The 12,630-nt window shown below is 70.3% G+C and carries 12 protein-coding genes; all 12 read left to right on the forward strand.

Features of this window, described 5'->3' with window-relative positions; genetic code table 11:
* The first annotated feature begins 129 nt into the window (after positions 1 to 129).
* The 12 genes from ABZV40_RS28805 to ABZV40_RS28860 all read left to right on the forward strand — a co-directional run bounded on the left by ABZV40_RS28805 (position 130) and on the right by ABZV40_RS28860 (position 12,621).
* Positions 130 to 1,398, forward strand: a complete 1,269-nt coding sequence (locus tag ABZV40_RS28805) for an ABC transporter substrate-binding protein (RefSeq protein WP_355448121.1) — start codon at positions 130 to 132, stop codon at positions 1,396 to 1,398.
* Positions 1,395 to 2,285 carry a sugar ABC transporter permease gene (locus ABZV40_RS28810; protein WP_355448124.1) on the forward strand — a complete coding sequence of 297 codons (891 nt, stop codon included), beginning with the start codon at positions 1,395 to 1,397 and terminating at the stop codon, positions 2,283 to 2,285. Before ABZV40_RS28805 ends, ABZV40_RS28810 begins: the two co-directional genes overlap by 4 nt.
* Positions 2,282 to 3,103: a carbohydrate ABC transporter permease gene (locus ABZV40_RS28815; protein WP_355448127.1), complete on the forward strand. Its 822-nt coding sequence runs from the start codon at positions 2,282 to 2,284 to the stop codon at positions 3,101 to 3,103. The genes ABZV40_RS28810 and ABZV40_RS28815 overlap by 4 nt, the downstream gene beginning before the upstream one ends.
* A 23-nt stretch (positions 3,104 to 3,126) precedes the next feature.
* Positions 3,127 to 4,041 carry a sugar isomerase gene (locus ABZV40_RS28820; protein ID WP_355448130.1) on the forward strand — a complete coding sequence of 305 codons (915 nt, stop codon included), beginning with the start codon at positions 3,127 to 3,129 and terminating at the stop codon, positions 4,039 to 4,041.
* Positions 4,038 to 4,925 carry a hexose kinase gene (locus tag ABZV40_RS28825; RefSeq protein WP_355448133.1) on the forward strand — a complete coding sequence of 296 codons (888 nt, stop codon included), beginning with the start codon at positions 4,038 to 4,040 and terminating at the stop codon, positions 4,923 to 4,925. Before ABZV40_RS28820 ends, ABZV40_RS28825 begins: the two co-directional genes overlap by 4 nt.
* Positions 4,926 to 4,928: 3 nt before the next feature.
* A complete protein-coding gene (locus tag ABZV40_RS28830) occupies positions 4,929 to 5,750 on the forward strand; it encodes a class II fructose-bisphosphate aldolase (RefSeq protein WP_355448135.1) in 822 nt (273 codons plus the stop codon).
* A 3-nt stretch (positions 5,751 to 5,753) separates the two neighbouring features.
* Positions 5,754 to 7,040: an alpha-galactosidase gene (gene melA, locus ABZV40_RS28835; protein ID WP_355448138.1), complete on the forward strand. Its 1,287-nt coding sequence runs from the start codon at positions 5,754 to 5,756 to the stop codon at positions 7,038 to 7,040.
* Positions 7,040 to 7,978 carry a carbohydrate kinase family protein gene (locus tag ABZV40_RS28840; protein ID WP_355448140.1) on the forward strand — a complete coding sequence of 313 codons (939 nt, stop codon included), beginning with the start codon at positions 7,040 to 7,042 and terminating at the stop codon, positions 7,976 to 7,978. The genes melA and ABZV40_RS28840 overlap by 1 nt, the downstream gene beginning before the upstream one ends.
* 53 nt (positions 7,979 to 8,031) lie before the next feature.
* A complete protein-coding gene (locus tag ABZV40_RS28845) occupies positions 8,032 to 8,790 on the forward strand; it encodes a DeoR/GlpR family DNA-binding transcription regulator (RefSeq protein WP_355448143.1) in 759 nt (252 codons plus the stop codon).
* Positions 8,791 to 8,831: 41 nt separating this feature from the next.
* Entirely contained in the window at positions 8,832 to 9,644 is an 813-nt protein-coding gene (locus tag ABZV40_RS28850; RefSeq protein ID WP_355448146.1) for an ABC transporter ATP-binding protein, read from the forward strand.
* A 160-nt stretch (positions 9,645 to 9,804) separates the two neighbouring features.
* Entirely contained in the window at positions 9,805 to 10,833 is a 1,029-nt protein-coding gene (locus tag ABZV40_RS28855; protein ID WP_355448149.1) for an iron-siderophore ABC transporter substrate-binding protein, read from the forward strand.
* 6 nt (positions 10,834 to 10,839) lie between these two features.
* Positions 10,840 to 12,621: an ABC transporter ATP-binding protein gene (locus ABZV40_RS28860; RefSeq protein ID WP_355448152.1), complete on the forward strand. Its 1,782-nt coding sequence runs from the start codon at positions 10,840 to 10,842 to the stop codon at positions 12,619 to 12,621.
* Positions 12,622 to 12,630 lie beyond the last annotated feature (9 nt).

Raw genomic sequence — 12,630 nt, forward strand, 5'->3', positions numbered from 1 at the left:
GCGACTGTAGCGCGAATCCCGTCATATTGGCCACCAAACAATCTCATTCGGTCACACCTCTTGCTTGTTTGAGCGATTCTCTCCTAGGGTTCCGGCTCACAGCCGCAGTCATCACGCAAGGGAGTCGAAATGGCGCACGGCAGAGGACCGAGTCGCCGCACGGTGCTCACGATGGGCGCCGCGCTCGTCCTGACGTCCGCGTGCGGCACCGGCTCCGGCGGTGACGGCAAGGCCAAGGTGTGGCACGGCTACACCGCGGACGAAGCCACCGCACTCGACAAGCTCGCGGCGCGCTGGAACTCCACGCATCCGCAGCAGCAGGTCGAGCTGGTGTTCAACGGCGGTAACGACAACGCCCTGCAGAAGACGCTGGCGTCGTTCGCGTCGGGCAACCCACCCGAGGCCGCCTATCAGTACGGCTCCTCGATCACCGGGCTGACCGACCGTCCGCAGACGCAGGACCTCACCGACGCCTTGCGCGGTGACAAGGAGTTCGACTGGGACGACCTGTTCGCCGCCGGACGTGAGGCCGCGACGGTGAACGGGAAGATCTACGGCGTCCCGGCGCTCGTGGACAACCTGTCGCTCGTCTACAACAAGAAGCTCTTCGACGAAGCCAAGATCTCCTATCCGACCCCCACGTGGACGTGGGAGGACTTCCGGTCGGCCGCGAAGAAGCTCACCGCGGGCGAACGGTTCGGCTGGGCCTACGTCAACGACGGCTCCGAGGACACGGTGTGGCGCTTCCTCGCCCTGCTCTGGCAGGCGGGCGGCGACCTCCTCTCGAAGGACGGCAAGAAGGCCGCGTTCGCCTCGGAAGCGGGTCACCAGGCCATGCAACTGCTGCGGGACATGTCCGTGACGGACAAGTCGGTGTACCTGGACCAGGGCGACCAGCAGTACCTCAACCTCTTCAACTCCGGACGAATCGGGATGCTGTGGACGGGACCATGGGACCTCGGCAACCTCAACAAGGACGTGTCCTACGGCGTGCAGATCCTGCCGGGCAAGGTCACCCACGCGACGATCGCGGGACCGGACACGTTCGTGGTGTTCGGGGAGAAGGGCCGCACGGAGGCGCTGCCGTTCCTGAAGTGGCTGCTCTCCCCGGAGGTCCACCTGGAGTTCGCGATGGACACCGGCCACCTGCCGATCCGGCAGTCCGAAGTGGACCTGGCGGGCTACGCGGAGTTCGAGGCGAAGTACCCGGGTACCAACGTGTTCGTGGACAACTTGGCGAAGAACGTGACGAAGTCACGACCGAACATCCCGCAGTACCCGCAGATCTCGAAGTCCCTCGGCATCGCCGTGCAGTCGGTCCTGCTCGGCATGGCGGAGCCCGACGCCGCACTCGGCCAGGCGCGCAACGAGGTGGATCAGGCGCTGGCAGGTTCATGACGCCCGACCGGCGCAAGCTCGCCGACCACGCCGCCGGGTGGGGGTTCGCGGCACCCGCCGTGATCCTCATCGGCGCGTTCGGGCTCGTCCCGGTGGTGTGGTCGTTCGCGCTGTCCTTCCAGCGCACCGACCTCACCTCGCCGGGGACGTTCATCGGCGGCGACAACTACGCGAAGCTCGTCGCCGATCCCCTGTTCTGGGACGCGGCCGAGCGCACGCTCGTCTACGTCGCCCTGTTCGTGCCGATCACGCTCGTGCTCGCGTTGCCCGTCGCGGTGATGCTGAACCAGAAGATCCGCGGTGTCGTGCTGTACCGGCTCGCCGTGTCCGTGCCGTTGGTGACCTCGACGGTCGCCACCGGCATCATGTTCAACTGGCTCGCGAACCCGCAGTTCGGCCTGGTCAACGCCGCGCTGGACGCGGTGGGCCTGCCGAAGCAGGGTTTCTTCACCGATCCCGGCCAGGCGCTGTACGTCGTCGTGGCGATGACCGTGTGGGGCTGGCTCGGGTTCGCGGTCATCATCTACCTGGCCGCATTGCAGAACGTGCCCAAGGACCTGCTGGAAGCGTCTGCTCTGGACGGTTGCGGGCGGGTCCGGTCGTTCTGGCACGTCGAGCTGCCCCTGGTGGCACCCGCCACGGGATTCCTGGTGGTGTGGCTCACGATCAACGGCCTGCAGCTCTTCGACGCCGTCTACGTGACGACCAAGGGCGGTCCGCTGCGCGCGACCACCGTGCTCGTCTACCACCTCTACAACGAGGCGTTCGTGAGCTTCGACGGCGGGTACGCGGCGGCGATCGGCTGCGCGGTGTTCCTGGTGATCGGTGTGTTCACGCTCGTCCAGCTGCGGTTCAACCGCCGCACGTCCATCTACGAGGCCCGATGAGCACGGCACGCGCGCGCAGGCCCAGCGCGCTGCACCTGGTTCTCCTGCCGCTCTCCGCCGTCATGGTGACGCCGCTGGCGTGGATGCTGCTCGTGTCGGTGTCCACCCAGGCCGAGTCGCGGCGCTTCCCACCAGGCCTTCCCGCCGGGATCGAGTGGGAGAACTACGTCGCGGCGCTGCGGGACGCGCCGCTGGGATCGTGGCTGTTCAACAGCTTCGTGGTGTCCGTCGTCTGCGTGGCCGGCAACCTGCTGCTCTGCTCGCTGGCCGGTTACGCCTTCGCGCGGATCCGGTTCATCGGGAGCAGGCTCGCCTTCTTCCTCGTGCTCGCGACGCTGATGGTGCCGTTCCAGATCGTCATGCTGCCGCTGCTGATCATGATGCGGTCGCTGGGGCTGGTCGACACGCTCGGCGCGCTCATCGCCCCGAACCTCGCCACCGCGTTCGGCGTGTTCCTGATGCGGCAGTTCTTCACGACGCTGCCCAGGGAGCTGGAGGAGGCCGCGCGGATCGACGGTGCGAGCAGGCTGCGGACCTTGTTCGGGGTGCTGCTGCCGTTGATGCGGCCCACGCTCGCGACCCTGGCCGTGCTCACGTTCCTGCAGACCTGGAACGACTTCCTGTGGCCGCTGATCGCCGTGCAGAGCCCCGGCGTCATGACCGTCCAGATCGGACTGCAGAGCTTCCAGGGCGCGCACACGACGAACTGGCCGAAGCTCATGGCCGGCACGGTGCTGAGCCAGCTGCCCGTCCTGCTCGTGTTCTTCTTCGCCCAGCGGTTCTTCGTGCGGTCGGTGGCCGCAGCGGGCATCAAGTGACCGACCTACCAAAGGAATCCGCCATGCACACCAGTTCCGCGCAGCTCCACACCGCCGCCGAGATCACGTCCCAGCCGGACTGCTGGCGCCGGGCGATCGCGCTCGCCACCGAACCGGAGGTCGCCGCCGCCCTGCCCGCCCCCGGTGAGCGAGTCGCGGTGGTCGGCTGCGGCACGTCGTTGTTCATGGCCCAGGCCTGCGCCCGGCTGCGGGAGGACGAGGGACTGGGCGAGACCGACGCCTTCCCCGCCTCCGAGTTCCCCTTCAACCGCCGGTACGACCGCGTGCTCGCGCTGAGCCGGTCCGGCACGACCACCGAGGTCGCCGACGTGCTGGCACGGCTGCGGTCGAAGGTGCCCACGACGGCTGTCGTCGGTGCTCCCGGCACGCCCGTGACCGAGCTGGCCGACCAGGTGGTCGCGCTGGAGTTCGCCGACGAACGCTCGGTGGTGCAGACGCGGTTCGCGACGACCGCGCTCGTGCTGCTGCGCGCCCACCTCGGCGAACGGCTGGAGCACGCGGTGCTCGACGCGGAACAGGCGCTCGCCGACCCGCTGCCCGCGGACCTGGTGGCGCGCAGCCAGTTCACGTTCCTCGGTGGCGCGCCCTGGACCACCGGTCTCGCGGCGGAGGCCGCGCTGAAGATGCGCGAGGCGTCGCTGAGCTGGACCGAGTCCTACCCGGCCGCCGAGTACCGGCACGGGCCGATCGCGATCACCGACGAGACCTCGCTGGTCTGGGTGTTCGGCACGGCACCGGAAGGCCTCGAGCTCGACGTCGCCAGGGCGGGCGGCCGGTGGGTCGCGCACGACCGGGACCCGCTCGCCGAACTGGTGTCGGTGCACCGGCTCGCCGTGGAGGTGGCGCTGCGGCGGGGGCTCGACCCCGACGCGCCGCGCAACCTCACCCGGTCGGTGATCCTCGACGGCACGTCATGAGAGCCCTGACGGTCACGCTCAACGCGGCACTCGACGTCACCTACCGGGTCGATGCCCTGCGGCCGGGCGCCACCCATCGCGTCACCGACGTCGCCGTCCGCGCGGGCGGCAAGGGCGTGAACGTGGCGCGGGTGTTGTGCGCGCTCGGTGTGCCCGTGCTCGCCACGGGGCTGGCGGGCGGTGCCGCGGGTGCCGCGCTGCGCGACGACCTGGCCCGGTCCGGTGTGCCGGAGGCGATGTTCGCGATCGCCGGGGAGACCCGCCGCACGGTCACCGCCGTGACCGGCTCCGGCCAGGCGACGCTCTTCGCCGAGCCCGGCCCCGCGGTCACACCCGCGGAGTGGAGCGACTTCCTCGTCCACTACGCCGAACTCGCCGACGAGGCGGACGTCGTGGTGCTGTCGGGGTCGTTGCCGCGGGGACTGCCGCCCGGCGCCTACGCGACGCTCGTGCGTGCCACGCCGGCACCGGTGGTGCTGGACGCCGACGGACCCGCACTCGCCCTGGGAGCGGCGGCCCGGCCCGCCGTGATCACCCCGAACCGCGGTGAGCTGGCCAGCGCGTCCGCTGTGGACGATCCACTGGCGCTCGGCGCCGCCGCGGCACTCGTCTCCGACGGCCCGGACGGCATGACCGCGCACACCTCCGGCGGAGTGTGGACGGCGGCACCGCCCGAGGTGCTCACCGGCAATCCGACCGGGGCCGGCGACGCCGCCGTGGCCGCGCTGGTCGCCACGTGGCACCTGCCGTGGCCGGAGCGTCTCGCCGAGGCCGTCGCGCTGTCCGCCGCGGCGGTGCGCGCCCCGCTCGCCGGCGACTTCGACCGCGCCTTCTACGAAAAGCACCGTGCGGGCATCGTCCCCAGACCAGTTCCCGAGGACTAGAACATGCCGTTGGTCGAGCTTCGAGAGATGATCGGAGGGCCCGCGCCGGTGCCCGCGTTCAACGTGATCCAGGTCGAGCACGCCGAGGCGATCGCCGCCGCGGCACAGCGGACGAACACCCCGGTGGTGCTGCAGATCAGCGAGAACGTCGTGCGCTACCACGGTTCCCTGCGCCCGATCGGGGTCGCCGCGCTGTCGGTCGCCGCCTCCGCCACGACCCCGGTCGCGGTGCACCTCGACCACGCCACGTCGGAGGACCTCGTCGAGGAGGCCGTGGAGATCGGGTTCGGGTCGGTGATGTTCGACGCCTCCGCGCTGCCCCACGAGGAGAACGTCGCCCGCACCGCCGAGGTCGTGCGCCGGTGTCACGCCGCCGGCGTCGGGGTCGAGGCGGAGCTCGGTGAGATCGGTGGCAAGGACGGCGTGCACGCTCCGGGCGTGCGCACCGACCCGGACGACGCCGCCGCGTACGTGGCGGCGACCGGGGTGGACCTCCTCGCCGTCGCGGTCGGCTCGTCGCACGCGATGCTGACCCGCGACGCCGCGCTCGACTTCGAGCTGATCGCGTTGCTGCACAAGGCGGTGCCGGTCCCGCTGGTGCTGCACGGGTCGTCCGGGGTCGCCGACGAGAGCCTCGCGGCCGCGGTGCGCGCCGGGATGTGGAAGATCAACATCGCCACGCAGCTCAACAAGCACTTCACGGCGAGCGTGCGCACCGCACTCGACGACGACCCGAAGCTCGTCGACCCCCGGCGCTATCTCGGCGCCGGTCGTGAGGCCATGTCCGCCGAGGTCGCTCGGCTCATCCGGGTACTGGAAGGCTGATCAATGTTCACCATCGCGTTCGTGGGCGCGGGTTCGGTCGAGTTCACCCGCCAGCTCCTCCGCGACGTCCTGTCGTTCCCGGAACTCGCCGGCTGCTCGATCTCGCTGCACGACAACGACGCCGAACGGCTGGAGGTCGCGGCCGCGCTCGCCCGCCTGGCCGGTGCCACCGGCGTTCGCACCTCGCTGTCCCGCTGCGAGGCGCTGGAAGACGCGGACGTCGTCGTCAACATGGTCGCGATCGGCGGTCACGAAGCGACGTTGCGGGACTTCGACGTGCCGGAGTCGTTCGGGCTGCGGCAGACCATCGGGGACACGCTCGGCATCGGCGGGATCTTCCGCGGGCTGCGCACGTTCCCGTTCCTCGAAGCGCTGGCGGCGGACATGCTCGCCGTGTGCCCGGACGCGTGGTTGCTCAACTACACCAACCCGATGGCGATGAACCTCCAGTACCTGGCGACCGTCGCACCGAAGCTGAAGGCGGTCGGCCTGTGCCACTCGGTGCACTGGACGATCCACGACCTGAGCGCGCTGGTCGGGGTGCCGCACGAGGAAGTGGACTTCCTGTCCGCCGGGGTGAACCACCAGGCGTGGATCCTGCGCTGGCAGCACGAGGGCCGCGACCTCTACCCGGCGCTCGACGCCGCCATCGCGGCGGACCCCGGGCTGGCCCGCCGGGTGCGCGTCGACCTGTACCGCAGGCTCGGCTACTACCCGACGGAGACGAGCGAGCACTCCGCCGAGTACGTGCCGTGGTACCTGCGGCACCAGTCCGAAGTGGAGCGACTGCGCATCCCGGTCCGCGACTACGCGAGGATCAGCGCCGGGAACGTGGCCACGTACGAGAAGACCCGGGACGCGCTGGCCGCGGGCGACCCGCTGCCGCCGTTGCCCGACGAGGCGGTCGAGTACGCGCCACAGGTGATCCACAGCCTGGTCACCGGCCGGCGCCGCACGATCCAGGTGAACGTCGCGAACCGCGGCCTGATCTCCAACCTCCCCGAGGGTGCCGCCGTGGAGGTGCCCGCGACGCTGGACCGGCTCGGCGTGCACCCGCACCACGTCGGCGACCTGCCCCGCCAGCTCGCCGCGGTGAACCGCGGTTTCCTCAACGTGGTCGACCTGACCGTGGCCGCGGCGGTCGAAGGCGACCCGGACCACGTCCGGCACGCCGCGCTGTGCGACCCGGCGACCGCGGCCGCGCTCACGGTCGGCCAGATCGGTGATCTCGTCGCGGCGATGACGGCCGCGCACCGCGACCTGCTGCCCGTCGCGCTGCGAGGCGCGTGATGCTCGATCTGCTGGTGATCGGGGACGCGAACCCGGACGTGCTCGTCTTCGGCGCTCCCGCCACTCCCGCGTACGGGCAGGCGGAAACCCTGGTGGAGCGCGGAGTTCTCGCGCTCGGCGGGTCGGCGGCGATCGTCGCGCACGGTGCCGCGCGCCTGGGTCTGCGGGTCGGGCTCGCGGCGATGGTCGGCAGGGACGCGGCCGGTGACTTCGTGCTGGACGAACTCACGTCGGCCGGCGTCGACATCGGCGCGTGCGCCCGCCACCCGGACCTGCCGACCGCGGTGACCGTCTGCCTCAACCGGGCGGACGGGGACCGCGCGATCCTGACGGCGCAGGGGTGCCTCGCCGCGTTCGGCCCCGAGCACGTTCCCGCGGTCGCCGCGCGGCACCTGCACGCGGCGTCGTACTTCCTGCAACCCCGGCTCGCCGCCGGTCTGCGCGAGATCTTCCGAGCGGCTCGCCGCGACGGGGCCACCACCTCGCTCGACACCAACGACGACCCGGCGGGCGACTGGACGTTGCAGCCGGACCTGTTGGGGCAGTGCACGTTCGTGCTGCCCAACCAGGCCGAGGCGAGGGCGCTGACCGGCGCCGAGGACCCGCTGCCGGTCCTCGCGGCGACCGGCGCGGTGCCGGTCGTCAAGGCGGGCAGGGACGGGTGCGCCGCCCTGCACGGCGAGCAGCGGATCACGGCGTGGCTCCCCGCGGTGGAACCGGTGGACACGGTCGGCGCCGGTGACTCGTTCGACGCCGGTTTCCTCGCGGGATGGCTGCACGAGCGGGATCTCCGCGCCGCACTGGCACTCGGCGTCGCAGCCGGTGCGCTGTCGACGCGCGCAGCAGGAGGAGTGGCCGCGCAGCCCTCTCTGGCCGAGGCGGCCGCACGGGCCCGTGAGGTCGAGGTGGGCGAGATAACGCGCACGCAAAGTGCGTGATCATGCGTCAATTTCAACTAAATCGAGCACGGTTGCTGCGTTATAGTGAGCGAATGCGTCAAGAGCAGCGCCTTGCAGCGATCCTGGGCAAGCTGGCGGAGGCGGGCTCGGTGAGCGTGACCGGGCTCGCGGAGGACCTGGACACGTCCGTCGCCTCGATCCGCCGCGACCTCCAGTCACTGGAAGAGCAGAAGCTGCTCAAACGCACGCACGGCGGCGCGGTCGCGGTCGAGGTCATCTACGAGCTGCCGCTGCGCTACCGCGTGGGCCGCCGCGAGGAGAAGCGCCGGATCGCGGAGGCGGCCGCCCGGCTCGTGACCGAGTCCGTCCACTCGGTGGGGCTCAACGGCGGCACGACGACCACCGAGCTGGCGCGCCTGCTCGCCGTCACCAGACCCCTGAAGGTCGTGACCAACGCGCTCAACATCGCGTCGGACCTGTGCCCGCGCCCCATGATCGACCTGGTGGTCACCGGCGGCGGCGTGCGCCCGGAGAGCTACGAGCTGGTGGGCCCGATCGCCGACCGCGCCCTCGCGGCCATCAGCCTGGACCTGGTCTTCCTCGGGGTGGACGGCATCGACGCGCGCACCGGCATCGCGACGCACGACGAGGTCGAGGCGCAGACCGACAACTGCCTGCTGCGCGCGGCCGACCGCGTGGTCGTGCTCGCGGACGGGTCGAAGATCGGCAAACGCGCGTTCTCCCGGATCGCCGGCATCGCCGACGTGCACGTGGTGATCACCGACTCGTCCGCGCCCGCCGACGAGCTGGACCGGTTCCGCGCGGCGGGGGTCGAGGTCGTGGTCGTGTAGCACGGCTAGTGAGGCCAGCCTCAGTTAAGTAAGGTTGGCCTATGACCGCGCTCCGCAACGATGCCGCCCGACTGGGTGCCGAAGGCGTCACGGTCGGGTACGCCGACCGCGTCGTCCTCGACAACCTGGACGTCTCGATCCCGACCGGCGTGATCACCACGGTCATCGGGCCGAACGGGTGCGGCAAGTCGACCCTGCTGCGGACGCTCTCCCGCCTGCTCAAACCGCGCCAGGGCACGGTGTTGCTGGACGGTCACGACATCGCGAAGCTGAAGACCAGGGACGTCGCGAAGCGGATGGGCCTGCTGCCGCAGATGCCGATCGCGCCGGAGGGCCTCACCGTCGCCGACCTGGTCGCGCGGGGCCGGCACCCGCACCAGAGCTGGGTCCGCCAGTGGTCGAGCGACGACGCCGACATCGTGGCGAAGGCCCTGCGGATGACCGGTGTCGCGGACCTCGCCCACCGCCCGGTCGACTCGCTCTCCGGTGGCCAGCGGCAACGGGTGTGGATCTCCATGACGCTCGCGCAGGGCACCGACCTGCTGCTGCTCGACGAGCCCACGACCTACCTGGACCTCGCGCACGCGATCGACGTGATCGACCTCGTCGACGACCTGCACGAGGGCGGCTGCACCGTCGTGATGGTTCTGCACGACCTCAACCTGGCCGTCCGCTACAGCGACAACCTGATCGTGATGAAGGACGGATCCGTTGTCGCCCAAGGGCATCCCAACGAAGTGATCACCAGCGACCTGCTGCTCGACACGTTCGGCCTGCAAGCGAAGGTCATCGACGACCCGGTCAGCGAGCGCCCGTTGATCGTCCCGATCGGCCGGACGCACGTGAGTGGATGAAGGGCGCCTTCATCGACCTCAGGTGGATGAAGGCGCCCTTCATCCACGACGCGGGGACACTAGGTTAGGCTTGCCTAATGGATGCTAAGGTTCGCCTGTCCTAATTTTCCCGCCGCGTGGGCAGCGAACGAAGAGGTGCCGAATGGGCCAGAGAACAGCCATGACCTGGAAGCGACTGACGGCGGTGGCAGCGGCCGCGGTCGTCGGGGCGACCGTCCTCGCCGGGTGTGGTTCCTCCACCCCTGCCTCGACGTCCGACTCGAACAACGCCTCCGGTGGCACGTTCCCGACCAAGGTCGAGCACTTCTTCGGCACCACGGAGATCAAGACCGCGCCCAAGCGCGTCCTCTCCCTCGGCTACACCGACGACCAGACGCTGCTCGCGCTCGGCGTCGTCCCGGTCGGCATGGTCGACCAGTACCCGAACCCCGAGGGCACCAAGCCCGACATCAACACCCAGTGGCCGTGGGTGAAGGACAAGTGGGGTTCGGCCACGCCCGAGGTCGTCATGAGGAACGGCGACACCGAGCCGAACTACGAGAAGATCGCGCAGCTGCGTCCCGACCTGATCGTCGCCGTCTACTCCGAGGCCACCCAGGCCTGGTACGACAAGCTGACCAAGATCGCACCGGTGGTCGGCCGCACCAAGGACGAGAAGGAACCGTTCAGCGCCAAGTGGCAGGACAACGTGCTGCAGATCGCGAAGGCGGTCGGCAAGGCGGACGAGGGCGCGAAGCTGATCAAGGGTCTCGGCGACAAGCTCGCCGAGGCCAAGAAGGCCAACCCGGACTTCGCGAACCAGACCGCCACCGCACTGACCTGGTACAAGGACGGCATCGTGCCGTTCACCACCACCGACGTGCGCGGCCAGCTGCTGACCGGCATCGGTTTCAAGGGCAACACGAAGATCGACGAGATCGCCGGCGGCAGCTTCTCCGCCAAGCTCTCGCCGGAGAAGATCGACCTGATCAACACCGACCGGATCTTCGTGATCGCCGACAAGGCGGACGCGGACTCGCTGAAGAACTTCCCGCTGTTCGCGAACCTGCCCGCGGTCAAGGCGGGCAAGGTCTCGTGGCTGCTCGACAGCGAGGGTCCCGCGATCGGCGCGGCGATCTCGCAGGCCACCCTCCCCTCCCTGCCCTACGCGATCGACGAGCTGACGAAGTCGGCCAAGTCGGCCGGCTGACCTGTCATGAACGGTCTCGCGAACATCCTGCGCACGGCCACCGGACGGGAGGCCCTGCGCTGGGTGCTCGACCACTGCCGCACCGCTCCCGGTCTGCCGATCGCCACCGTGCTGGCGACGGTGGCCGGGGCGGTGCTGCAGATCGTCCCGGTGTTCCTGCTCGGCACCGCGGTGGACGGGGTCGTCCAGGGGCGGCCCGTGACGATCCTGTGGACCATCGGCATCGCGACGGTCGTGGCCGCGCTGGCCGGCGCGGTCATGACCGCGATGTCGACGTACCTGGTCGGCCGGGTCGGCGCGGACATGCTGGCGCGGCTTCGGGAAGGCGCTGTTCGCGCGGTGCTCGGGATGCCGAGCGCGCGGATCGAACAGGTCGGCCGCGGTGACGTGCTGTCGCGCGTCGGTGACGACGTCGCCGTCATCTCCAAGGGTTTCCGCACGGCGATCCCGACGATCTTCTCGGCGGTCGTGCTGGTGGTGATCGCGACCGCCGGCATGTTCGGGCTGGACTGGCGGCTCGGTGTCGCGGGCGCCTGCGCGCTGCCCGCGTACGCGCTGGCGTTGCGCTGGTACCTGCCGCGCTCGCAACCGCTCTACCGCGCCCGTGCCGAGGCCCAGGCCGACCGCGCGCAGGCGTTGATCAGCGGCCTCGACGGCATCGCGACCGTTCGCGCCTACCGCCTGGAGAACGCGTTCCGGGACAAGGTGACCACGGAGTCGTGGCGGGTGCGCAACATCGGCATCGAGGTCTTCCGCTTCTTCGGCCGGTTCATCGGCCGGGAGAACCGCGCGGAGTTCATCGGCCTCGGCCTGATCATCGTCGTCGGCTACTTCCTGGTGACCAGCGGAGAGTCCTCACTGGGCCAGGTTTCCGTCGCCGCGCTGTTGTTCCACAAGTTGTTCGTGCCGCTCGGCCTGATCATGGCGTTCTTCGACGAGGCGCAGAAGTCCGGTGCCGGACTGGCGCGGCTGGTCGGCGTGCTCACCGAGTCCGACGGCGACGAGCTCGTCCGCAGCGCGGTGGCGGTCGACCCGGACGCCGGGCCGCTGCCGGTGTCGGTGCGCGGGCTTTCCTTCCGCTACCCCGAATCCGCGCACGACGTGCTGCGGGACGTCGACCTGGAGATCCCCGCGGGGACGTCTCTGGCCCTGGTGGGCGCGACCGGCGCGGGAAAGACGACGCTGGCGGCACTCGTCGCGGGCACCGGCACGCCGCGGACCGGATCCGTCCACATCGGACCGACCGATCTCGCGGACGTCGGCGAGGCCGGAGCGCGTGCGCTGGTCAGCATCCTGACCCAGGAGGCGCACGTCTTCACCGGTCCGCTCGCCGACGACCTCCGTCTGGCCGCACCCGATGCCACGGACGAGGAACTGATGGACGCACTGCGGACCGTCGGCGCCGACACGTGGGTGGAGGCGCTTCCTCAAGGCCTGCATGCAGAGGTGGGCGAAGGGGGCGAACGCCTCGACGTGACCAAGATCGCCCAGATCGCGCTGGCCAGGCTGGTGCTCGGCCGGTCCCCCGTCGTCGTGCTGGACGAGTCGACGGCCGAGGCGGGCAGCCAGGGCGCCGCCGCGCTGGAACGGGCCGCGCTGGCCGCGTGCCGGGGCCGCACCACGCTTCTGGTCGCCCACCGGCTGACGCAGGCGATCGCGGCCGACCGGATCGCCGTGCTCGACGCCGGGCGCGTCCTGGAGCAGGGCACGCACGAGGAGCTCGTCGCGCGTGACGGGCGTTACGCGGCGCTTTGGGCTGCCTGGCGATTCGGATTGATCACTAATTAGGTTAGGCTC

It is taken from the genome of Lentzea sp. NPDC004782 (assembly GCF_040609115.1).
In the GTDB taxonomy this organism is placed as follows: Bacteria; Actinomycetota; Actinomycetes; order Mycobacteriales; family Pseudonocardiaceae; genus Lentzea.